19 protein-coding genes and 1 pseudogene are annotated in these 22,521 nt (G+C 43.0%); 8 read left to right on the top strand and 12 right to left on the bottom strand.

Translation table 11 applies throughout. The features are described 5' to 3' along the window. The first annotated feature begins 36 nt into the window (after positions 1–36). Together FHG67_RS09495 and FHG67_RS09490 are read left to right on the top strand one after the other, a co-directional pair. A complete protein-coding gene (locus FHG67_RS09495; protein WP_172616497.1) occupies positions 37–1,182 on the top strand; it encodes an esterase/lipase family protein in 1,146 nt (381 codons plus the stop codon). 1,297 nt (positions 1,183–2,479) lie between these two features. Continuing rightward, positions 2,480–3,589 (top strand): esterase/lipase family protein, encoded by a 1,110-nt coding sequence (locus FHG67_RS09490; RefSeq protein WP_004499582.1) that lies wholly within the window; start codon positions 2,480–2,482, stop codon positions 3,587–3,589. Between the two features lie 120 nt (positions 3,590–3,709). On the opposite strand, the gene hisF is transcribed toward FHG67_RS09490, so the two are convergent. From hisF to hisD, 10 genes are read right to left on the bottom strand one after another with little or no spacing between them, the layout of a single operon-like run. Beyond that, a complete protein-coding gene (gene hisF / locus FHG67_RS09485) occupies positions 3,710–4,480 on the bottom strand; it encodes an imidazole glycerol phosphate synthase subunit HisF (RefSeq protein ID WP_004499558.1) in 771 nt (256 codons plus the stop codon). Then, positions 4,477–5,940 (bottom strand): Asp-tRNA(Asn)/Glu-tRNA(Gln) amidotransferase subunit GatA, encoded by a 1,464-nt coding sequence (gene gatA, locus FHG67_RS09480; protein WP_004499578.1) that lies wholly within the window; start codon positions 5,938–5,940, stop codon positions 4,477–4,479. Before gatA ends, hisF begins: the two co-directional genes overlap by 4 nt. Beyond that, positions 5,937–6,227, bottom strand: coding sequence for an Asp-tRNA(Asn)/Glu-tRNA(Gln) amidotransferase subunit GatC (gatC, locus tag FHG67_RS09475; RefSeq protein ID WP_002630818.1), 291 nt, complete (start codon positions 6,225–6,227; stop codon positions 5,937–5,939). The genes gatA and gatC overlap by 4 nt, the downstream gene beginning before the upstream one ends. 27 nt (positions 6,228–6,254) lie before the next feature. Then, positions 6,255–7,670 carry an undecaprenyl-phosphate glucose phosphotransferase gene (locus tag FHG67_RS09470; RefSeq protein ID WP_004495965.1) on the bottom strand — a complete coding sequence of 472 codons (1,416 nt, stop codon included), beginning with the start codon at positions 7,668–7,670 and terminating at the stop codon, positions 6,255–6,257. A 1-nt stretch (position 7,671) separates the two neighbouring features. Further along, on the bottom strand, positions 7,672–10,650 hold the full coding sequence (locus FHG67_RS09465; protein ID WP_016760189.1) for an LPS-assembly protein LptD: 2,979 nt from the start codon (positions 10,648–10,650) through the stop codon (positions 7,672–7,674). Between the two features lie 32 nt (positions 10,651–10,682). Continuing rightward, positions 10,683–11,531: an undecaprenyl-diphosphate phosphatase gene (locus FHG67_RS09460; protein WP_036075375.1), complete on the bottom strand. Its 849-nt coding sequence runs from the start codon at positions 11,529–11,531 to the stop codon at positions 10,683–10,685. A 6-nt stretch (positions 11,532–11,537) separates the two neighbouring features. Then, positions 11,538–12,248 (bottom strand): lipoprotein LipL31, encoded by a 711-nt coding sequence (locus FHG67_RS09455; RefSeq protein ID WP_002626256.1) that lies wholly within the window; start codon positions 12,246–12,248, stop codon positions 11,538–11,540. Between the two features lie 48 nt (positions 12,249–12,296). Next, entirely contained in the window at positions 12,297–15,812 is a 3,516-nt protein-coding gene (gene mfd, locus FHG67_RS09450) for a transcription-repair coupling factor (RefSeq protein WP_004495870.1), read from the bottom strand. Continuing rightward, the gene (gene panC, locus FHG67_RS09445; RefSeq protein ID WP_004502534.1) at positions 15,809–16,666 is read right to left on the bottom strand and encodes a pantoate--beta-alanine ligase; all 858 of its coding nucleotides are present in this window, start codon (positions 16,664–16,666) and stop codon (positions 15,809–15,811) included. The genes mfd and panC overlap by 4 nt, the downstream gene beginning before the upstream one ends. A gap of 15 nt (positions 16,667–16,681) precedes the next feature. Further along, the gene (gene hisD, locus FHG67_RS09440; protein WP_016759586.1) at positions 16,682–17,962 is read right to left on the bottom strand and encodes a histidinol dehydrogenase; all 1,281 of its coding nucleotides are present in this window, start codon (positions 17,960–17,962) and stop codon (positions 16,682–16,684) included. A 98-nt stretch (positions 17,963–18,060) separates the two neighbouring features. Between hisD and FHG67_RS09435 the strand changes: the two genes are divergently transcribed. Beyond that, a complete protein-coding gene (locus tag FHG67_RS09435) occupies positions 18,061–18,825 on the top strand; it encodes an exodeoxyribonuclease III (protein WP_004501425.1) in 765 nt (254 codons plus the stop codon). A gap of 99 nt (positions 18,826–18,924) precedes the next feature. On the opposite strand, the gene FHG67_RS09430 is transcribed toward FHG67_RS09435, so the two are convergent. Next, the gene (locus FHG67_RS09430) at positions 18,925–19,317 is read right to left on the bottom strand and encodes a hypothetical protein (RefSeq protein ID WP_002626232.1); all 393 of its coding nucleotides are present in this window, start codon (positions 19,315–19,317) and stop codon (positions 18,925–18,927) included. A 203-nt stretch (positions 19,318–19,520) separates the two neighbouring features. Here FHG67_RS09430 and FHG67_RS09425 point away from each other — a divergent pair. Together FHG67_RS09425 and FHG67_RS22865 are read left to right on the top strand one after the other, a co-directional pair. Then, positions 19,521–19,766 (top strand): annotated as a pseudogene (locus FHG67_RS09425) (DUF4147 domain-containing protein); the annotation flags it as partial. After that, positions 19,760–19,903, top strand: coding sequence for an MOFRL family protein (locus tag FHG67_RS22865; protein ID WP_080590980.1), 144 nt, complete (start codon positions 19,760–19,762; stop codon positions 19,901–19,903). The pseudogene FHG67_RS09425 and the gene FHG67_RS22865, both read left to right, overlap by 7 nt. 100 nt (positions 19,904–20,003) lie before the next feature. Here the strand turns inward: FHG67_RS22865 and FHG67_RS09415 are convergent, their stop codons facing one another. Further along, a complete protein-coding gene (locus FHG67_RS09415) occupies positions 20,004–20,996 on the bottom strand; it encodes a GGDEF domain-containing response regulator (protein ID WP_002626250.1) in 993 nt (330 codons plus the stop codon). Between the two features lie 142 nt (positions 20,997–21,138). Here FHG67_RS09415 and FHG67_RS09410 point away from each other — a divergent pair, with 142 nt between their 5' ends. The 3 genes from FHG67_RS09410 (at position 21,139) to FHG67_RS09400 (ending at position 22,513) form a co-directional block, all read left to right on the top strand. Further along, complete coding sequence (locus tag FHG67_RS09410; protein ID WP_004495900.1) at positions 21,139–21,537, top strand: hypothetical protein; 399 nt, start codon at positions 21,139–21,141, stop codon at positions 21,535–21,537. A gap of 69 nt (positions 21,538–21,606) precedes the next feature. After that, positions 21,607–22,068, top strand: coding sequence for a four-helix bundle copper-binding protein (locus tag FHG67_RS09405; protein ID WP_004499577.1), 462 nt, complete (start codon positions 21,607–21,609; stop codon positions 22,066–22,068). Between the two features lie 13 nt (positions 22,069–22,081). Then, positions 22,082–22,513 carry an LIC13259 family plasminogen/vitronectin/complement-binding protein gene (locus FHG67_RS09400; RefSeq protein ID WP_004495847.1) on the top strand — a complete coding sequence of 144 codons (432 nt, stop codon included), beginning with the start codon at positions 22,082–22,084 and terminating at the stop codon, positions 22,511–22,513. Positions 22,514–22,521: the final 8 nt, after the last annotated feature.

The raw sequence follows: 22,521 nt of genomic DNA, 5'->3' as shown, positions 1-22,521 counted from the left end.
TTGCATTTTTCAATCTTTCGTTTTTCTTTGAGGGATATGAAATTATTTCAAATCCCCTCTAAATTTTTCGAACTCTTTCTCTGTCTTAGTTTATTCGTTTCGTGCGCCAATTTATCTTGTAATAAACTCAAGGAAGAACTGGACCTAACCAAAAAGAAAAATATGTCGGAAGAAATCCTGCAAATTTTGACCTTCTTATTTTGGGGAGAATTCAATCACGAACTCTATAAGTTCGTTCCGGTTCCTTTTTTTACTTTAAAAAGCCAATTCAATGCGGACCAATTCGCGATCGTAACTCCCGAATTGAAAGAAAACAAACCCAAAATCATTTTGATCCACGGTTGGGATTTTAAGGAAAATAATACCCAGGCCCCTACGGATAAATTCGCAAAGGTGACGAATCTGAGAGCAACCTGGGACGACGTTTTGGAAATGTATTCTCAGAATATTTCCGGAGTTCAAACCTCTTACGAACTTTATGTTTTTACGTATCGAACCTCGGACTACGTGGAAAATAACGGAAAAAGACTCATCGATAAACTAAACGCTGTGTTTACTCCGGACGACAAGGTAATTCTGCTCGCCCATTCCATGGGCGGGCTTGTCGGTAGATCCGCCCTTTACCATACGAACAACACGAATGACGTGATCGACTCCATGGTCAGCCTGGGAACTCCGTATTTGGGTTCTCCTTTCGCCTCCCGCAGCTACCAAGGCAGCTTTGGTAAGTTAGGCGACCTAATCGCGTTTATGACCGGAAGCGAAGGCGGAAAAGATCTCGCTTATACAAACGCGTTAGGCACATCGTATCAGGTCCCAACTCCGAACGAGTACATAAACGGAGCTTCTAATCCGTATCTGGAACGACTTCTCCAGGAATCTTCCAAAGATTCGAAAGTAACCGCCTTTTACGGCGAAATGAGCGTCTGTAACAACCATCCAGGCTCGGACGCAATTTATACCATCGGTTGCGGTTTTTTATCGGACGGAAACCCGAGTTTCGCGAACAAAAGCGATGGAATCGTAAGTTCCACAAGCGCTAAGATGTCCTCCAAATTACCGGTAACAAAACAATTCTCCAAGGATTTCGATCACGCACAACTTTCGTTCCGCAATCATGTGAATACGATTTCCAGGAACGCCTATTTCAGCGAGGTTTTGACCGTCATCAACACTCAGTAGAAATGTTTATAACGGCAGCCTCATTCGTTCTATAGTTTCAATTTTTAGAATATTCTAAGACCCTTTAATTTCATTCTGCTCGACAGTCTTTAGCAGGATTTTCTATAGAATTTCACCAACTTCTCTTATGTAAGAACGTATCGAATTCAAAAATATGATCTTGCCGATTTTATCCGAATAATATTCATCAAAGTGGACTGCAATCACTCAACTCGGAAATTTTAATTTCTTCTTACAGAAAGAACTCTTCCAACATATTATAACCGATTTCCGTCCCATAATTTCAGGAGATTCTAACAATATGAGCGATTTTTTATTCTTTTCTGAAAATTGGACGAAAGGCTTATCGAAGACGATATTCTCGATGGAAATTTCAAAGAAGACGATTCACTTGTTTATCAGAAACTCGGCGAAGAAATTCGTAGAATAACGTGAGCAGGGTCGTAAGAAAGTTTAGGCGAATAAGAAACTAAAGTGTTGCTCTCTAACATAACCAACCCACAAATACTTGGATCCGAAGATAAATCTGTCGGAATTCCGACAATGAAACTTACGTCCCGCAGAGCGACCCCCTTCGGGAGCGAGATTTGAGTTTAAGAAAGCTCTGCGCCTGAGTTTCCCCTAATTGTTGGGTGGGGGAGAATAAACTCTATTTCGCTCTCTACGAGTCGCGAAATAGGTGGAAAGACTCGGGAGATTTTTCTCTATCAGAAAATGATACTTCTTGCAAGTAAAAAGTATCATTCTTGTCGGAACACTTGAAATATATCAGTTTTGATCCTTATTATCCCAAAAGCCTTCTTAATTTGTGGGTGCCTCTCTAGGGATCGCAACATAATAATCGTTTTCTCATTTTCTTACGTCGAAGTCACGTTAGAATAGAAAAATCCGCCCAACCAAAAAGAAAACTTCCAAGAAAAAACGAACAGGAAATAATCTTTTTATCTAAATTTTCTCTCTTTTCCCAAGAATCTTGAGCTTGCAAATTTCAACATAGAGTTCCAGGATTCAAGGCCGGATTGTAGTCGATAAAACGTTTTTAACAAAAAAAGAATTCGAAACGTTTTTCGGATTCACTCACTTCAACAAAAATAAGTACCAAATTAAAAAATAGAAACGCAATCGCATACCATTTCAAATCAAATCCTGTCCGAAAACAACTTAAGTAATACATATAATAATCATAATATACTTAAGTATCAAACCTTATATCCAAATTAAAATCCGAAAATCAGATTGATTTCAGAAATTTTCACTTGCATCTTCTCATCTCTTTTCGTTTTCTCGTGAGAAGAATATGAAACCAACTCGACTCTTTTGTAAACTTTTTTTGATTCTTCTTTGTTTCGGTCAGTTCTTCTTCTGTAAAAATCAGACCGAAGGGGAAAAGACGACCCAAGAATTTTTGAAAAATTTTGGAATCGTGTTTTGGGACGAACTGAATCACGAACTCTACAAATTCATTCCTATCTCTTCAATTGTTTCGAGAAGTAGTTTCATGTTGGATCAGTTCGTGATTGCCGATCCGCATTTAAAAATAGACAAGCCTAAAATCATTTTGATCCACGGCTGGGACTTCGAGGAAAGAAGTTTTCAACCCCCAACAAGCAAAGCTAAGAAAGTTGAAAATATTAGAAAAGTTTGGGACGACGCCTTGGAAATGTATTCTCAGAATATTTCCGGAGTTCAAACCTCTTACGAACTCTATGTTTTTACGTATCGAACCTCGGACTACGTGGAAAATAACGCGAGAAGATTTCTTGAAAAACTAAACGCAGTGTTTACTGCGGACGACAAGGTAATTCTGCTCGCCCATTCCATGGGCGGGCTTGTCGGTAGATCTGCCCTTTATCATCCCAAAAACACGAATGACGTGATCGACTTCATGGTCAGTCTGGGTGCTCCGTATTTGGGTTCTCCTTTTGCCTCCTCTAGTTATCGGGGAGAATTTGGAGCGTTAGGGGAATTAATCGGCTTTGTGATCGGAACCGCGGGCGGAAGGGATCTCGCTTATACAAACGCGTTAGGCACATCGTATCAGGTTCCGGACAACGAAATTATCGCGGGCGCTTCGAACTCATATCTAGAACAACTTCTTGCAGAATCTTCTAAGGATTCGCAAATCACCGCATTTTACGGAGAAATGAGTGTTTGCAAAGGACATCCGGGTTCGGGATCGGTTTTCATCATCGGTTGCGATCTTTTGAAAAGCGGAAATCCTAGTTTTGCGGGCAAAAACGACGGAATGGTAACTACCACAAGTGCAAAGATGTCTTCAAAATTACCGGCCGAAAGACAACTCGTTAAGGATTTGGATCACTATCAACTATCGTTTAGCAGTCACCCAAGTACAACTTCCAGAAACGAATACTTCGAAGAGGTCCTAGGGGTCATTAACGATCTATAACAAACAAAATAGAATATTCGAATTTCCTAAAATTATAGGAACTCATTTGTCTCTTGAAAAAGAGACACCGCTGAAAAGTTGCTTTCAAAGCATAAATTTTTAATGATAAATAAGAATTCCTCAATCCAGTCGTACGGAAATTCCCATTTCCCGCATGGCTCTTTTTGTTTCGCGTATGGAATATTCTCCGAAATGAAATATGGAAGCCGCAAGAACCGCGTCCGCCTTTCCTCTTAAGATCGCTTCCACCATGTGTTCCGGATTTCCCGCTCCACCGGAAGCGATAATCGGTATTTCAAGGGACGAGGAAAAACTTTTTAGAAGGTTGATATCGAATCCGTTTCTAGTTCCGTCCCGATCCATAGACGTAAGTAAAATTTCGCCGGCTCCTCTTTCGACAGCTTCCCGAGCCCAATCAAGCGCCTCTCTTCCGGTTTCCGTTCTTCCTCCGTGCAAGAAGATCTCGTATCGATCTCTTTCTTTCTGAAACTTCACATCGATTGCGCAGACGATACATTGGGATCCGTATATTTCGGACGAATGCGTTAGAAGTTCCGGATTCTGAAAAGCAGCGGTGTTGATCGAAACCTTATCCGCTCCTTTTTCCAAAACAGCTTTGACATCGGCTACGGTTCGGATTCCGCCTCCTACCGTAAAAGGAATAAAAATTTTCTCTGCGATTCTTTCCACAAGATGCAGTAGAATCTCTCTTCGGTCGGAAGAGGCAGTAATATCCAAAAAACAGAGTTCGTCCGCCAAGTTTTCCTCGTAGATCGCGGCGGATTCCACCGGATCGCCCGCATCCACAAGGTTGACAAAGTTCACCCCCTTTACTACCCGTCCATCTTTGATGTCCAGACAGGGGATGACTCTCGCCGTTAAATTGCTCATCCAATATTTTCCGGAAATTGAATATTCAAATTTTCCAATGTGCTAATAGCTTGGGCCGCTCCGAAAAGTTTTCCCTCTTGGAAATGAGGAGCGGTGATCTGTAGTCCGATCGGAAGTCCCTTCTCGTCCGTTCCCATCGGAACGCTGATCGCGGGAATTCCCGCCAGATTTACGCTCGTGGTCCAGATATCCGCCTTATACATCTGAATCGGGTCTTTCGTTTTTTCTCCTACCTTAAAAGCGGTCGTCGGAGAAGTAGGTTGTAGGATAAAATCGACTTTGGAGAAAAACGAGTCGTATTCTTTACGAATGAGTATCCTTGCCTTTTGCGCGGTTCCGTAATATGCGTCGTAGTAGCCCGCGGAAAGGGAAAAGGTCCCGAGTAAAATTCTTCGTTTTACTTCAGAACCAAATCCTGTCGTTCTAGAATCCACGAAAAGATCTTCGAGTTTTCCAGTTGTGTCCTTTCTAGATCCGAAACGAATCCCGTCAAAACGGGAAAGATTGGAAGAACATTCGGCCGTGGCAATGATGTAATAAATCGGAATCGCAAAATCGAATTTGGAAAAATCAAGCTCAACTAACGTAGCCCCCTTTTCCTTCAATTGATTTAGGACTTTTTCATAAGCCTTTGAGACTTCGGGTTGTATCTCCGAAGTCATTTTGATTGTACCGATTTTTAATCCTTTGAAATCGGGAGCCAGAACTTCGGAAAAGGAAAAACTTGGGCGGCCAAGAGACGTGGAATCCCTTGCGTCCTTTCCGGAAATCACCGAATATAGATCGATGCAGCCTTGTAATTCTTTCGAAAAAGGTCCTATCTGATCGAGACTGGAAGCATACGCTACCAATCCGTAACGGGAAACGGTTCCATACGTGGGTTTGAGACCGTATAGTCCGCAAAGAGAAGCTGGTTGACGAATCGATCCTCCCGTGTCGGAACCGAGAGCCAATGGAACCATCGAAGCCGCGACCGCCGCCGCCGAGCCGCCGCTTGAACCGCCCGGAATTCTCTCCAAGTCGAAAGGATTTCGAGTCGTCTGAAACGCGGAATTCTCCGTGGAACTTCCCATCGCGAACTCGTCCATATTCGCTCTCGGAATCAGTACGAATCCATTTGCGATCAGTTTTTCAATCACGGTCGCATGAAACGGAGATTTATAATTTTCTAATATTTTTGAGGCGCAGGAAGTGATCGAGTCCTGAATACAAATATTGTCTTTGATTGCGACCGGCATTCCGTCGAATTCGGAAAGAGATTTACCCGACTTTCTGCGCGCGTCGCTTTCCGAGGCGGCGTCCAGAATTTTTTTTTCGTCCAAAGAAAGAAAAGCTTTCACGGACCCGTCCGTTTCCTTAATTCTTTCGATACAAGCTTTCGCAAGTTCAGTCGCGGAAATTTTTCCCGAGCTTAATGAGGATTTGAGCTCAGTATAAGATTTTTTTAATATTTCGTTCATGTTTCGATCACCTTGGGGACGACGAAATATCCGTTTTGAAAGGAAGGCGCAAACTTTTCGATTTCTTCCCGGGAAAGATGTTGACCCGTAAGATCCGGACGAATCGCATTCTCATGCCGAAAGTAAATCTCGTCTTCTCCGATCGAACTTACGTCCAGACCTTTTACCTGATCCACGTATTCCAAAATCTTGTTAAAGTCCCGAAGAGTTGCCTCTTTTTCCTCGGGACGGATTTTCAAACGCGAGAGTTCGGCGATTTTTTGCAAAGAATCTTCGTTCAGGTTCATGATTCTCCCCTTGCGTCCAAAGTTGTTTTAGTATGCGTTTTTGTCCATGATTCCTTTAAAAGGAGTCAGTAGAATAATCTTGAGATCGAGCCAAAGAGACCAGTTTTCGATATAATAGATGTCGGCCGCAATCCGATCGTCGATCGAAGTATCCCCTCGAAGTCCTTTTATCTGAGCGAGTCCGGTGATTCCGGCTTTAACGGCATGTCTTCTCATATAATGTCTGTGATCGTTTTTGAACTTTTCCACAAAATGAGGACGTTCCGGTCTCGGCCCCACAACGGACATATCTCCGAAAAGAACGTTGAAAAACTGTGGGGTTTCATCTAAGGAAAGTTTTCGAAGAATTTTTCCCACGCTCGTGACTCTCGGATCGTTTTGCACCGTCCACGTAGTTTCGGATTGATTCCTAGTTTGAACGACCATGGTTCTAAATTTGATCATCTCGAACTTTCTATTGTCCAATCCCACTCTTTCCTGATAGTAAAACACGGGACCTCGTGAAGTCAATTTTACGAGCAAGGCCATCACAAGATAAAAGGGAGAAAAAAATAATATGAAAAGAACGGAGAAGATAAGATCGAAAATTCTTTTGATGAACTTATTATAACCCAATCGAATCGGAATGTTCCGGATCGAAATTACGGGAAGCCCTTCCATCTCCTCCACTCTTCCCCGAGCCTTGATGAATTCCTGGAATCCGGGAACGATCTTGAGATCGATTCCTTCGTGATCGCATGCGTCCAAAATCTCCTTAAGATAGTCGCCTTCGGAAGGTTCGAGAGTATAAACGACCAAGTCCGGTCTTTCTTTTTCCAGAATCCGATAGATCTTTTCGACCTTGCCGATCACTTTCATATCTTTACGAACCGGTTTTACGGCTTTGGTTTGGACGAATCCTAAAACTTTGTAACCGTAAATTCCGTGTTTGATGATCGCGTCGTTAAAACGTTTCGCCGTTTCAGAAACCCCTACTACCAAAACACTTCTTAAATTGTATCCTCTTTTACGAAGAACCCGCAACACGACCCTAGCCGTATAATGGAGGGCGCCCGAGGTTAGAATGTTGACAATCGCAAACGCAAGAACCACGTATCTGGAAAATCGTTCGCTTCCTAAATCTCCCCGAAAGAAAAATAAAACCGCAAGAACCAATACGAGATTCAGAAACACTCCGCTTACGATCGTCAAAAGTTCGTCGATAAAAGAAAGACCCCTTCTCGGATGATAGAGATCGATCGCAATGAACACAATGATCTGAAAGAACGCCAGTATAAAAAAAAGAAAAATATAACTTTCCACGTCCACGTAACGGCGATCCGTTCCGTTTTCGTCCAAAAAATAAAATCGGAATACGAACGCCAACATTCCGCTGAATAAGGCATTCGCAAAATCTAAACCTGTGAAGATCAGTTTGAATGTTTGGCTTCTTTCCTTTAACATATCAAAGATTCTCCGAAGAAATTCCCGCGCTGTCACCCGCTTGAAAAGGACGTTTTCGGAATCTAAACAAACGCACTCTCGTCAATTCCGAAGAATCCTGTTGGCCCAAAGTAAAGTCGGTGATCGAAATCGAGAAAAATACGGATTGATCATAAAAGGAAACAAGCCCGTCCGTTCTTCCCCCCGGAACCGAACGAAGATCCATACTATATCCTAATCTGAAGTTCGCGGTATGAAGATTGTATTTGATCGTTCCCATAAAGCGATTGATGTTCAAAGCGGTGTTTTGTCTGGCTCCGTTCCCGTTAACTCCGGTTCCATCAAGCAAATCCTTTTGAAAAGTCGTTCTCTCCAAATTGATCGAAGCGACCGAAGCGGTCGGATCATTTCCATAATAAAAGGTATCGTACGTATTTCCAACCTGGTTGGTATATCTCCAAGGTTGGCTCACTCTGGAATCCAATTCCGCTTCGATTCCCAAATATCTCGTAAAATCCACATTCGCTTTTACGAACACTCGATAACCGTCCAGAATAGGACTGTTATAAACGTGATACCAAGTCCCTCCCAGCTCCAATTCTCGGATCAGACGAACCAACGGCAGAGTAAACCCTCCCATCTTGTAAGAAGCGGTCAAACTGTTGTAAAGAGGTTTTGCCTTGGGAGTATGATGTACATAATCATTGTTTAGGAATAAGCCGGAATAGAAGCTTCTTTTTTTTTCGAGTAAGGACACACGCTTCGGGCGGAAGCCGTCCAAAAAGTCAAAGTATCCGGAAAATCTCGCAATCGTAAAATACCATCTTTCCGAATCGGTGGGTTGCGGCTTGTAATCCGAGGAAAAGTTTCTCAAGTCCCTTATAGTACGAACGGAAATTTCAAAATTCTCCAGAGCGTAACTTTCCAAAGAGAGTTCGAGTTCGTGCTGCCTCGTTCTGGCAAGAATTGGATCTTGCAATTCCGGCTTATAGGCTTCCAACTTTCGGTAAGTCGTATTAAAAAATAGAAGCGGAATCCCGAATCTTAAGTTGGAAGAAGTCCTTAAATATTCGTAGGATTCTCTCGCGAGATATCGTTCCAGAGAAGTAAACGAACTATCCGTAACACCCGTGACGGCAGTATTGTTTCGAACCGTAGCGGATTGTTTTCTTGCCCCGAAAAAAGCATTCGGTGTAAAAGTCAGATAGCTCCCGAAATTCAACGTGGTGCGTAGACCAGATTCACCTTGGGTAAAATACTGAGTTCTAAAAACGTTCTCTTTATAACTTCCCCAGGGATCCTGAAAGGAACCTTCCAAGGTGGGAATTCTCAGATTCTCTCTAGTCGGAACTCCGTAATACCGGAGAATCGTGTTGTTCAAAAAAACGTCCCAATAAACCGCAGAGTTGAAATACGGAATCCTTCCGATTTCCGAGGAATTTCGGATCGTAGTCGTAGGTATCGTGTCGACAGTCGGAAAGTATCCGGATTTATCCGCAGGATTGAGAATGTAATAGATAAGATTTCGTTTCATTCCCACGTTGATGGAAAGATCGCCCCTATTTTCGGTATAATCCAATTTCCATTCCAAAGAGTTTCGCACAAAACCCATACGAACGTTCCTGGCCGTATAAAGAGACTGAAGCGTATTTGCGGGCTCATAGCGGTTTCCATACTCGTATTCGAAAAGTCTGTCGGAATAATTTTCGTATTGAAAGCTTATGTTTCGGGTAACGTCCTTTTCCGTATTGTTCATTTTAGAGTTCAAGAGAATCCGACCCTTCCACCAAGGTTCCGTATCGGGTCCTATGTTTCGAAGAGGAGCGTTCGGGTTCGTGGAAAAAAGTGCGCCTCGGTCCACTTGATTGGTAACCGCGACCGTGCCGATTCCGAAGTTGTGAAAACGATCTTCGTAAGCCGAAGTGGTCTGATAGTTCCTATGATTGGCGTATCCGATGTCGATCAGGTAATTTAAAAAAGGACTTTGGTTCCACATCTCCAAATGAAACGCCTGTCCGGTCTTTTCGTAAAAATCCGCTCGAAACTTATAGCCCATAGGAGCTATGGCGAAAGAAGGAACGTTCGACCATTGATACGAGGTCTGCAGAAACAATCCCTGAGTGTTGTTCTTACCCGCCTGAGCGATCCATCCGTTTCCCAAATTGCTGTTATAAAGAAACGGAAGCCAAAGAACCGTCGTGCCGCCGACTTGATAGCGAACGTTAGTCGCCATAACGGTTTTATCTTCGTAGATATAAAGCCTGTTTACCTTAAAGGAATAATGAGGTTTTTCCGCATTGCAGATCGTAAAATAACCCATCTCAAGCGCATAATGTTTGTCGTCGAGTTTCTTGAGCTTTTCACCGATAAAGTGGGCCGGAGCGAAAGTACCTTTCGTTTTGTAGACAACCCCTTTTTCTAAACGGAAATCATAGATGAACTTATCCCCTTCTACGATTGCGCGGCCGTCTTTATAGACAATTCCGCCTTCCGCATAAATCTCCTGTCTTTCGCTGTCCACCGTAATGGTTTCCGCTTCGAGAGAACCGGAACGAAGTTTCAAACGAACCCTACCTCGAAGAACGAGCACGCCCGATTTATTCTTATCTACCTGAAGAAGTTCTCCTTCCGATGCGTTTTCGATCGAAATCGGAAGAGCCTTTTTTGTCTGCGGAAGAGAGGACATCGGGTCCGAGGAGACCGGAACCGTTTCTTCCAAAGCGGCACGAAGACGCTTTCTTCTGTTAAAAAGAGAACCGTCTCGAGTCAATCCGAGAGAAAGTAAAAGATCGTCCACTTCCCGATCGGAAAGAGTATCGATAGACTTACCCAAAAGTCTGTTTTTGGCCCTGAGAACGGCGAGTTTTTTATCATCTTTGAAAGAAGAATTTTGATCCGACGTTTCGCCCGTAATCGAACGCAAGATCTGTTCTTCCGTCTGCGCAAAAATAGGAATTCCAAACAGTAAAAAAAACAGAATCAGAATCAAACGGAGGCGCATTCCGAGTCAGATTATTCCCGCGAATTGGATTTTCATCTAATAAACTTAGTGAAAACGAGAACTCCGACCCCCAGTAAGATTCTATAAATTCCGAAAACACCGAACGAATGTTTTTGTAGATAACGCAAAAACAAACGAATGACAAGAGCGCAAAGAAGAAAAGAAATCAAAAATCCGAAAGTTAAAACTGGAATCGTAGTTTCGTTCAAGATGGAACGATGCTTAACCAATTTATAAATTCCGGCGGCGAAAAGAACCGGCACCGCAAGAAAGAAGGAAAACTCCGCGCTACTTTTAGCATCTTTTCCTAAAAAACGAGCGGTAACGATCGTGGCAGCCGATCTGGAAATTCCGGGAATCAAAGCTACGCATTGAAAAATTCCGATGAGAATCGCATCTCGAAAACCCACCGGTTTTTTTTCTTCGGCCCCTTGCCTTTTTCGAAAGAGCCATTCCGCAACGAGAATGAGAACCCCTCCAAAAACCCAAGCGCCCGCCAAAATGTCTAAAAGATCCGATCTTGTTTTGATCGTATCCAAAAATTTCTTCGCAAGAAACCCCAAGACCAAAATAGGAAACGCACCGATCACAATTCGAACAAGAAAGTAAAATCCTTCCGGATTCGAATTTCGTTTCGTAAGGTATTGAAAGGAAGAAAATATCTGAGATTCGAATTTTTCCCGATACAAAAACAAAACGGAAAGAATAGCCCCGCTCTGAATGAAAATATCAAAGAGGTCGTCGAACTCTATTCCGAAACTTTCTCCCGAAAAAGGAAAAAAAGAACTGAATAAGAACAGGTGCCCTGTGGAAGACACCGGTAGAAATTCCGTAACCGCCTCAATGATACTTCTCAGAAAGGCGTTCAGATAATGATTCAAGGGAACTTACTGCCCGGTCGTTTTTTGGGGTTCCGTTATAGGAGCTGCGGATTCTTTTTTGCTCGTTTCGTCACCGGCTTTCTTCTTTAAGAATGCGTCCAGATCGAACTTATCGTTGTGTTTGATCGAAACTTGCTCTTTGATCCTTTCCAAAACCTTAGGAAGAATTTCCTGTGACTTGTCTTTTTTCAACTTCGCTCTAGCAAAAAGAATGCAACGATCGATCGGAAGAGAAGTGATTTGCGCTTCTTTGGCGCGGAGTTTTTGGCATTCTTCCATCGCTTCTTCCTCGGAAATCTTAATCCTACTTTCCACAAGATGCATTACATAAAGCTGGGAAACGATCTGCATCTCTTGGAACTTCAGAATCTTTTTGATGTCGTCGCGCTTTGTAAAACCGTCCTTTTCCGCCGCGATGGTTGTGATCATCATATCCCTATATTGATCGTAAAAATTTTTCTTTTGAAATTGGTAGTTCAGAGCTCTCATCTGCTCTGGAACTTCCGAGATATCCTTAGAGATAAATTCGAGAAGATTTTCTTTCTCGATATTTTGAACTCGGCTCATCGCATCAATCGCAACATTATAAGTATCTTCAAAACTGTTAACAGTGATTTTATTTCCGTCTAGAGTTTCAATTACTGCAGAGTTATCTCCGCAACCCGCAAAAAAAGCGGTAAAAATAGTAATAAAAATGAGAATGCTGTTTTTTTTCATCGGACTTAAGGTTCCTGTTGCAAAGGATAGAATTCGGGGTCAGATCGTCTATAATTTTTTAGAAGATAGCATTTCGGAAAGAAGGAAGATCAAAGTATCGAGCTTTTCCTTTTCCGATTTTTTTCCAATCTGAAAAATCAACACATTCGGTTCTCTAGGATTGAGAGTGAGTCCGATTTTAGCCGAAATCAGTTGAATGATTTTCGAATGATCGCCCTTGAAATAGGAACCGGATTTCATTTTAATTTCATCCTTCATTTCAGCTACGGATTCAAAGCCTAGATTAGATGCAAGAGTTCGAATCTTTTCCAAAAGTATAAAAGTTCTCGCATCCTCGGGAGGATCTCCGAAACGCTCCTCCATCTCTCGATAAACTTCGTCTATCTCTTGGAGATCCCTCGCACCTTCGAACTTCTTGTAGAATTCGATCTTTTGTCTTGTATCCGAAATATAAGTTTCCGGGATAAAGAAGTTCGTATTAAGCGTCACGGAAGTTCTGACTTCCACGGCGACCTCTTCTCCCTTGACTCTTGCGATCGCTTCCTCAAGCATTTGAACATACAAATCGAATCCGACTTCCATGATATCTCCGGATTGTTCCTTTCCGAGCAAATTCCCGGCTCCGCGGATTTCGAGATCCCGCATCGCCACTTTAAAACCCGAACCCAATTCCTGATATTCGTAGATCGTATTCAGCCTTTTTTCGGCTTGCTCTGTCACGACTCGGTCTTTGGGAAGAAGCAAATATGCAAAGGCCTTTCGATCGCTTCTACCCACCCTACCTCGAATCTGATATAACTGGGAAAGACCGAAAAGATCCGCACGTTTTACGAAAAGAGTGTTCACGTTTGGCATATCGATACCGGATTCTATGATCGTAGTAGTGACTAGAATGTCGTATTTACGATTGTAAAAATCCAAAAGAGTTTCTTCGATTTCGTCTTCGGTCATTTGTCCGTGAAGAATCCCTATGGAAACCTCGGGAACGATTTCGCCCAGATATTTTGTTTCCTGTTCGATCGTCTCGACTCGATTGTAAAGATAAAAGACCTGACCGTCCCTTTGGATTTCGTTTCGGATCGCGTCCGCAATCAGATCCTCGTCCTCTTCGAGAACGTAGGTCTCAACCGACTGACGATTCTTAGGCGGGGTTGCGATGATGGAAAGTTCCCGAATTCCGGTTAACGCCATGTGGAGAGTTCTCGGTATCGGAGTCGCAGTCAGAGTCAAAACGTCCACGAGATTTTTGAATCTTTTAATCGCTTCCTTATGGTTGACTCCGAATCTTTGTTCTTCGTCTATAATTAAAAGACCCAGATTTTTCGGCTTTAGCTTAGGGGAAAGAATGGCGTGCGTGCCGACAACCATATCGATTTTGCCGAGACTAAAATCGGAAAGAATCTCGCGGATTTCGGCGGAAGTTTTAAAACGGGAAACGAGCTCGACTCTCAGAGGATAATTCTGGAATCGGTTCTTAAACGTATTATAATGTTGTAAAGCAAGAATCGTAGTCGGCGCAAGCATCATGATCTGACGTCCCGCCATTGCAACCTTAAACGCGGCGCGTATGGCGACTTCCGTTTTACCATAGCCCACATCTCCGCAAACGAGACGATCCATCGGAACGGAAGATTCCAGGTCTTTTTTGACCGCCTCTATCGCTTCGATCTGATCCGGAGTTTCCTCGTATTCGAACTCGGCTTCGAATTCTTCCTGATAGATCGTGTCGGGAGGAAACGCGTAACCTTGGAGTTTGAGTCGATTGGAATACATCTGAACCAAATCTTCCGCAAGGATTTCGACGGCCTTTTGAACCCTATCCTTTGTTTTTTTCCAAGTGCTCTTACCGAGACTATCCAAACGGGGAGATTCGGTACCGCCTATGTATCTCTGGACCAGAGAAATCTGATCCAAAGGAACAAACAAAGAATCCCCGCCCGCATATTCCAATTTCAGAAAGTCTCTTTCTTTCCCCCCCGCGTTGGTCCTTTCGATTTTTAAAAATCTACCGACCCCGTGATGGATATGAACCACTGGGTCCCCTTCTTTCAAATCGATGAAACTCTGAAGGGCTTTGCTATTCTGCTTTTTAAAGCGGGTTTTACGTTTGTATTCCCTTCCGAAAATGTCGTTTTCAGAGAGAATTAGAATTTTCTGATTTTCAAATATAAAACCGTTTCTGAGTTCCGATAAAACGAGAAACGCATCAGACTTGTGTTTTCCAAGGTGAAACGGAATCGGCTCCGTCGCATCTTCGTTTAACAAAACGATTCCTTGTTTTTCGAAAAGTCCCTGTAGTCTTTTAGTCTGGGCCTCGAAGGAAGAGGTCAAAACGATCTTCCAACCGCCCTCCGTCCGGAGTTGCGAAATTTTCTCGCGGACTTCCCGGATCTTACCCTTAAACGCGGGAGCTTCTTTTAAACAGGAAACTAAATCGTTTCCGTTTCGAGGAGGAAGACCGACAAACGAGAGCCCGATCAATTTCGAAAGAACTCGAAACTCTTCTCCGAAAGACAGTAGTTTGTCGGGAGGAGCACAAAGAATCTCTTGGGAACGTTTTTCAAAAAGAGAAAAGTATTCCCTTTCGAGATGGAGTATTCTTTGATTCACAGAGTTTGGAGAAGGAAAAAGCAAAACGGGAGGCTTTGAAAAATAGGAAAGAATCCCGTGGTTCTCCCTGACCAAAGGAACGAGTTCTTCGTAATAAATTCCATACCCCTCTTCGGGAATTTCCGGAACATGGAGGGACGAACCGGAAGACTTTAAAAGAATCTGATATTCTTTTTTCTGTTCGTCCGAAAGAATATATTCGTCCACGGGAAGAAGAATGGCCCTATTCAAGTCGACCATTGATCTCTGAGTATCCGGGTCAAAGGTTCGGATCGACTCAATCTCTTCTCCGAAAAGATCAATCCGAACTGGTTCCTGGGAATACGAAGAATAGATGTCTAAGATTCCCCCCTTGATACTGAATTCTCCAAACGTTTCGCAAACATCCGTACGTTTATAACCCAGATCGATCAACTGGATGAGAAGGCTTTCGAGATCGATCTCCTTTCCTTTTTCCAACGCGATCGCCCTTCCCCGCATCGTTTGTACAGGGGGAAGAGTTTTTAAAAAACCGGCAACGGAAGTAAAAATGAGAGAGGGTTCTCCGTTCAGGATCTTTCCGATCGCCTTGATCCTCTCCCGTTTCATCTCGGAGGGATAACGCAGATATTCGTAAGGAAGAACTTCCTGACCGGGAAGATAGACCAAGTCGGATGCGGGGAGAAAACTCAAAGCCTCCCGGAATAAAAATTCAGCGGCGGTGTTATTTTCGGAAACGACCACGATTGTTCGATTCAACTTTTGAAATAAAGAAGAAGCCAATATGGAATGACTTCCCTCCGTTACGGAATAAACGTTACCCGTAATCGATAAGTCCACGGAAGGATATCGGTCAGAATTCGTTTCTCTCTCGGGAACGGCCTTTACTTTCCGCGCCGGATTCTTTTTTGAAGGAAAGGAAAGTTCAAACCGAGCAAACAATCCATCTCCTATGATTCGAAGAAGATCTTTCATGTAAAAGCCACGCGTAAGGTCCGATTGTCGATCAGACGCACGGACCCGATAAAAACGGCGGCCGCAAGAAGGATGTTCCCCTCTAAGATCTCCAAAGACTCCAGAGTATCCGCATTCAAAACTTCCAGGTAATCCAGACGAATCTTAGGCGAAGAATCCAAAACATCCTTCATGATATCCCGAACGAGAAGCGGATCTTTTATTCCGGAAAGAATCTGAGTTTCCCCGAGTTTCAAAGCTCTGGAGATCAAAAGAGATTCCTCTTTCTCGTCTTCGCTCAGACGGGAGTTTCTGGAACTGAGAGCCAATCCTTTATCGGAACGAATCGTTTCACAGCCGATAACTTCAATCGGAAACGCGAGAATTTTACAAAATTCTTTGACGAGAAGATATTGTTGATAGTCCTTTTTACCAAAGAACGCAAAATCAGGCTTCACGAAGTGAAACAGCCTAGAAATCACAAGAAGCACGCCTTCGAAATGACCCGGCCTGGAAACCGCACAAAGATTTCTCATTAAATGAGGAATTTGTAATACGACAACCGGAATTCCATCTGGATACATCGTTTCCTTTTCGGGCAAAAAAACAAGATCCACTTTACTGGATTCGCAGATTTTCAGATCCCCATCCGTATTGACCGGATACTTCGCATAATCTTCGGGATCGTTGAACTGAGCTGGGTTTACGAAAATCGAAACTACGGTTTTATCCGCCCTGGACAGACATTCGTCGAACAAACTTGCGTGACCTTCGTGAAGATAACCCATCGTGGGCACAAAACCCACCTTTTTACCCTCCGCTTTCCACCTGCAGACCTGAACCGAAACCTCCTCTGGAGTTCTACAAATAATCATAATATTCAAATACAATTAAATTCTAATTTTTACGGAAGTTCCGTGTTCTTCGTCCAGACCTTCGAATTCGGAAAGGACCTTGACGTGGGGATAAAGATCTTCGAGTGATTCCTTTGAAACTTCCTGCCATGTGACTTTCTTTAAGAATGTGGAAACTCCGAGGGAAGAATAAATTCTCGCGGCGCCCGCGGTAGGAAGAATATGATTGGTCCCGCTGATATAATCCCCCATGGCAACGGGAGAATAGTTTCCTAAAAAGACCGACCCCGCGTGACGGATCTTTTTCAGGTCTTCCCTAAAATTTCTTGTCTGGATTTCCAGATGTTCGGGCGCGAATAAATTCGAAAACGCAAAACATTCTTCTAAATTAGAAAAAACAAATATTCTTCCGTGGTCTTCGATGGATTTCCGTTTTATTCCGCCTCGTTTAGGCCTTTCCAGAAGAGCCTTCTCTACCTCCGCGCGAACCTTTTCGGCAAAGGACAAAGAGTCCGTGCAAAGGATCGCAACCGAATCCTCTCCGTGTTCGGCTTGGGATAAAAGATCCGACGCCACCCAAATAGGATTTGCGGAATCATCCGCTACGACTAAAACCTCGCTCGGACCGGCGGGGCTGTCGATACCGATCACACCTTGACCGCTCAAAAAAACTTTTGCGGCGGTCACGAATTTGTTTCCGGGACCGATTACAAATTCGGAGGCGGGAATCGTTTCGGTTCCATAAGAAACCGCCGCAATTCCTTGGGCGCCTCCTGCAAGAATAACACGATCCGCACCAGCAATCTTTGCGGCCGCGATGAGACCATCCGGTAAAAAACCTTGTTGCGGAGGAGTAACGATTTGAATATTTTTCACTCCCGCAAGTTGAGCGGGAATTACACCCATCAAAATTGTGGAAGGATACAACGCCTTTCCGCCGGGGGCATAAACGGAAACCGATTCGACGGGGGTATGGCGGATTCCGAGGCGATTTCCGTGAACTATAATTTCTTTATCTTCCGGAATTTGGATCTGATGGAAGGCTTTGATATTCTCCGCCGCTTTGTTTAGAGCTCGCTCCAATTTCAAATCAATCTTAGGATTCAATTGGGAAAGGTCTAAAACGAAAGAACCCGGAACGACACCGTCGAACTTACGGGTGTATTCCCGAAGAGCCTCGTTCCCTCGACTTTTCACGTCCTCAATGATCGGTTTTACGAGGCTCAAAGTAGAACTCAAATCCTCTCTGGCACGTTCTAAAATCGGGTTCAAAACCGACCGATTTTTCAAATCGACTTGTAGAATCTGTATTGCCATCAAAAAACCAGGATTTTCGAAAGAACTGTTCCTGCATCTGAAATTTACCCAAAAAACAATTGCCCGGGAAGAGAATTCATCCAACTTACACCTTGCCTATGAAACTCATCTCTCTCAATTGCAACGGAATCAGATCCTCTCTCGAAAAAGGACTTGGCGATTATATTCGGGATAGAAAACCGGACTTTATCTGTTTTCAGGAAACAAAGGCGATGCAGGAACAGGTTTCTTCTTCTCTTTGGGAAGAAAGTGGATATACTCCCGTGTTCCACAGCGCGGAAAAGAAAGGATATAGCGGAGTCGCCGTTCTTTACAAAAAACCTCCCCAGAAAATTACGATCGGGCTCGGAGATCCGTTCTTCGATAAAGAAGGAAGAAGTATCTATTTGGAATATTCGAATTTTGCTCTTTGGAACTCTTATTTTCCTTCTGGGACAACGGGAGACGTACGCCAAGCCGCAAAGATGAAATTTCTGGACCTCTTTCAAAAGGAAGCTATCAAAAGAAGAAAAAAACAACCCAACATCATACTCTGCGGAGACATAAACATCGCGCACACTCCTCAGGATATTCACGATCCGAAAGGAAATGCAAAAAGTAGCGGATTTTTACCGGAAGAAAGAGAATGGTTGAGCGGATTTTTAGCTCAGGGTTGGGTGGACACCTTCCGTTATCTTTATCCGGAAAAACAAGAGTATTCTTGGTGGACATTTCGAGCGGGAGCCAGGGCTAAAAACAAAGGATGGAGAATAGATTACTTTTTTGTAACGGAAGAATTGAAAAAGAACGTAAAAAGCCAATCGATTTATACAGACAAACCGCTTTCCGACCACGCTCCATTGGAATTTGAAATCAAACTATAGACGTTCAAGAGTAAATTCTTTCTTAAGATCTCAAAAATTGTAGTAGTTCCTAGTCGATCGGTATATCATCGACAAGCTAAAACTTGTGAATTCGACTGATCAAACCGCCTTTTTTGAAAATTCTAAAAGCCTCCAGTTTTTGAGATCCACCGGAAATTTAGGTAGGAACTTTTTAACCAACCCGATCGCATCGGATTCGAACAGGAGCACATGATCCGTCATTCTCTCCAAGGATTTGGAACGAACGATTTTCTTTTCGGTGATCGTTCCGTGGAGCAAAATCGGATCTTTCCAAAACGGAATACGGACTTCCAAAGTTGCAGACTCACCGACAGAATCCGAATTAAAACGACCGAGATTGAGGCTCATGGACGTGCCTTCCCAACCACCGATTTCTGCAGAATAATTTCCAGTCTTACTGTGAACTTCCAAAGGAATACGAACGGATTCCTTGACAGAATCTTTAAAGTCTTCGATCATTTTTTCAAACATGCGCACCTCCTTCTTCTAAAGAGAAAAGAAGATTATTCAATGAATTCTTCCTATATTTTGTTGTGCGGCGCAACAAAAAAACAATTTCCTCTTTTTTACGTTTAGCAACTCAAGCACTTCCAATCAAAATCCCAAATTCTTTGTTTTTTTCATCCTATCGGCAATTTTCGCATTTTTCCAGGAAATTTAAAACTCGCGGAAACATAAATTTCCATTCACCTCAATCGATCCTATTCCATTTGGGAGGAATTGCGATTCGAAAATCTTTGCCCGGTGCGGCCGTTCGTACATTTCTTTTAGAACATAAACTTTCTGGGAAAATCCTTCTCCTTTCCGTCGGAAAAGCGGCGGAAGAAATGGCCCAAGCGGCGTATGAAGTCTTGCCATCTCAAATTTTTGAAGGAATCATTCTCACCAAGTACGGACACAGTTCCGGAAAAAAATTTCCAAAACGAACGACGCGTACGCCGCTCTCAAAAACCATAACTCCTACGAAATTTTAAAGCGGGCCGATTCCTTGGTTTTTACAGGAGCTACCGGAACGAACGTGAATGATATTCAACTTTTATGGATAAATCCGAATTGATCTCTTTGGAACGACTTTCGCGTCGAAATTTGTTCTTAACAAATTTTGAATATCTACCCTGAATTGTTTTTGAAACCGACGGCCGTTTCGAAAAAATATTTCAATCGCTTTGAGGATAAAATCGAAGACAGTTTCTTCCTTCCTCTTTCGCTAAATAAAGCGCTTTATCTGCTCTTTCAATCAGTTCGGTGATGGAATTTTCGGGGCTCGGACTTAAAGTAGCCATTCCGATACTGACCGTTACAATCGAATTCGTTTTCGAAGCCAAATGTGGAATCGCCATCTTTTCCACGTTTTCCAAAATATTCCGACTTACGACCACCGCATTCGATTCGTTTGTCTCCGGAAGAATGACCGCAAATTCCTCTCCTCCGTATCTTGCGGCCACGTCCCCCGCCCTTCTAGCGCAGTCTCTAATTGCACGTGCCACTTGTTTCAAACATTGATCTCCGCCTTGATGTCCGTAGGTATCGTTATAAAGTTTAAAATGATCAATGTCCAACATGATGAGAGCAATACTGGCGCCGGTTCTCCAACATCGTTTCCATTCCGTCGTCAAAATCTCGTCGAAGTATCGCCGATTATAAAGTCCCGTAAGGGAATCCGTTCTCGAAATCGCGACGAGATAAGAATTCACTTCTTGAAGCTGATCGGTGAGTTTTTCCAACTCTTTTTCCCTCTCTTTTCTTCGAGTCATTTCCTCGAAAAGTCGAAGGGCGGAACGAACCCGCGCCAAAAGTTCGGTCGCATCGAACGGTTTTATGACGTAATCGATCGCACCCGAATCAAACGCTTTCTGTAAGACATTCGATTCTTTCAATGCGGTAATCATGATAACCGGAATATCCTTTAATTCCTTTTTTTCGCGGATCAATTCGAGAATTTCAAATCCAGTAACTCCGGGGAGAAGAATGTCCAAAAGAATCAAAGAACATTCTTTTTGAGGAGGGTCCTGGCTTTTTAAATTCAACCAGTTGATGACTTCCTCCGGAGATTGGCTCGTATACGTATTCTTGTATCCCGACTTTCTCAAGATACCTTGCATCAACATACAATTCTCTTGTGCGTCGTCTAAAATAAGAATGGAATTCATCACGAATGTTCTCCCCAGTTTTCAAAACAACGGACCAACCTAGGAAAGAAATACAAAACTTTACCTAATTGCCAATGAAATCAAACGATTTTTTAAAAACTTCTTGCCTGATTTTTTGGTTTCCGAAGTCTAAAAAAACAGAATGAGCAAAAAAATAGAACGTTGCGCAACTTTTTTAGCAACGCTCGGTCTGAGCGCTGTTCTTTTTTGTTCTACGGTAATGCTTTCCGGAAACAATTGTCCCGCATTCGTTGTTTCTAACCAAACGCCGGAACAAACTTGTCATCGATCCGAAAGTACAAATGATTCTACGGATAATACCTGTTCAGCCTGCAATTTATTCGTATCGTCCGAATCCGTTCATCCTAAAACTCCCGAACTGGGTAAAAATTATTTTTCGATTCTTACCGCAGTTCAAAATTCTTTCCATCTTACACTCGGGATTTTTTTCTCTCAAACAAATTCGTATGATCGAAATCCGAATTACAACGCTCAAAAATTCATCATTCGGTTGATCTCTACCGTAAGACTTCTGATTTGATTTAATTTTCCCCCTCCATATCATCTTTGTAAAAAATTGTTTTTTAACTTTAAAATTAAGGAATATTATATGTTAACTAGAAAAGAACTAATCACTCAATCTGCAGCTTTGCTGGCATTCGCGTCCGCAGGTTCGCTTTTAGCGAAAGAATCCAATCATAAACATCCGGGATCAAAAAAATCCGAGAACAACCTCTCCAAGAAACTGGACAAAAAAATTCTCGAAGCGGCGTCCAAGTGCGCTTTAAGCTCGGAAATTTGTCTCACGCACTGCGACGAAAGCCTTTCCTCTGGAGATACGATGCTTGCAGACTGCTTAAAAGCGGTAAAAGATACTTTGGTGCTTTGCAAAGCCTTCGTAAGTTTGGGTTCCTCTCATTCCCCCTTTGCAAAGGAAATTGCCGCAACCTGTATCAGGGCCTGTGAAGTCTGTGAAAAGGAATGTAGAGTTCACGAATCCCATCATGAAATCTGCAAAAACTGTGCGGACAGTTGTAGAGAATGTATCATGGAACTCAAAAGAGTTGTCTAAGCGGAGAAATCAAATGAAGCAGAAAATCATAATATTCTCTTTTTTTTGTCTTATACTGGCAGGTTTTTCGGAAGCGAAATCGATCCTCCCCACAAGACCTACGATCTTATCCGAATTGGATCGGATTCATAAATCCTTTTTAAACGGAAAAGAAGTATTCGCGGATCCGTTGATCGCTTCCCTTCAACAGGAAGCGGCCAGGGATTCCTCCATTGCACCCGCCCTAAAAGCGGCGGAGAAACTCAAAAACTCAGTCGATGAAAAAGCGAAACTGGAAGCCTATGCGGAACTTTCGGAAGCTTTAAAGGATTATATTCAAAAAGATGAATCTACGGGGTTTCACGTTTTTTACTGCCCCATGGTAAAAAAGAAATGGATCGCATCCGGAGATAAGGTCCAAAATCCTTATGATTCTTCCATGAAAAGTTGCGGAAAAAAAATATAAACAAACCG

Source organism: Leptospira weilii, from assembly GCF_006874765.1.
In the GTDB taxonomy this organism is placed as follows: domain Bacteria; phylum Spirochaetota; class Leptospiria; order Leptospirales; family Leptospiraceae; genus Leptospira; species Leptospira weilii.
This window is presented reverse-complemented; position numbering and strand designations above follow the sequence as displayed.

Excerpts from the sequence above, each read along its gene's own strand:
- hisF (WP_004499558.1), bottom strand. The coding sequence starts at position 4,480 with ATGAGCAATTTAACGGCGAGAGTCATCCCCTGTCTGGACATCAAAGAT.
- FHG67_RS09430 (WP_002626232.1), bottom strand. The coding sequence starts at position 19,317 with ATGTTTGAAAAAATGATCGAAGACTTTAAAGATTCTGTCAAGGAATCC.
- FHG67_RS09455 (WP_002626256.1), bottom strand. The coding sequence starts at position 12,248 with ATGAAAAAAAACAGCATTCTCATTTTTATTACTATTTTTACCGCTTTT.
- FHG67_RS09470 (WP_004495965.1), bottom strand. The coding sequence starts at position 7,670 with ATGTTAAAGGAAAGAAGCCAAACATTCAAACTGATCTTCACAGGTTTA.
- mfd (WP_004495870.1), bottom strand. The coding sequence starts at position 15,812 with ATGAAAGATCTTCTTCGAATCATAGGAGATGGATTGTTTGCTCGGTTT.
- FHG67_RS09495 (WP_172616497.1), top strand. The coding sequence starts at position 37 with ATGAAATTATTTCAAATCCCCTCTAAATTTTTCGAACTCTTTCTCTGT.
- FHG67_RS09415 (WP_002626250.1), bottom strand. The coding sequence starts at position 20,996 with ATGAATTCCATTCTTATTTTAGACGACGCACAAGAGAATTGTATGTTG.
- FHG67_RS09405 (WP_004499577.1), top strand. The coding sequence starts at position 21,607 with ATGTTAACTAGAAAAGAACTAATCACTCAATCTGCAGCTTTGCTGGCA.
- hisD (WP_016759586.1), bottom strand. The coding sequence starts at position 17,962 with ATGGCAATACAGATTCTACAAGTCGATTTGAAAAATCGGTCGGTTTTG.
- FHG67_RS09490 (WP_004499582.1), top strand. The coding sequence starts at position 2,480 with ATGAAACCAACTCGACTCTTTTGTAAACTTTTTTTGATTCTTCTTTGT.
- FHG67_RS09435 (WP_004501425.1), top strand. The coding sequence starts at position 18,061 with ATGAAACTCATCTCTCTCAATTGCAACGGAATCAGATCCTCTCTCGAA.
- gatA (WP_004499578.1), bottom strand. The coding sequence starts at position 5,940 with ATGAACGAAATATTAAAAAAATCTTATACTGAGCTCAAATCCTCATTA.
- panC (WP_004502534.1), bottom strand. The coding sequence starts at position 16,666 with ATGATTATTTGTAGAACTCCAGAGGAGGTTTCGGTTCAGGTCTGCAGG.
- FHG67_RS09400 (WP_004495847.1), top strand. The coding sequence starts at position 22,082 with ATGAAGCAGAAAATCATAATATTCTCTTTTTTTTGTCTTATACTGGCA.
- gatC (WP_002630818.1), bottom strand. The coding sequence starts at position 6,227 with ATGAACCTGAACGAAGATTCTTTGCAAAAAATCGCCGAACTCTCGCGT.
- FHG67_RS09465 (WP_016760189.1), bottom strand. The coding sequence starts at position 10,650 with ATGCGCCTCCGTTTGATTCTGATTCTGTTTTTTTTACTGTTTGGAATT.
- FHG67_RS09410 (WP_004495900.1), top strand. The coding sequence starts at position 21,139 with ATGAGCAAAAAAATAGAACGTTGCGCAACTTTTTTAGCAACGCTCGGT.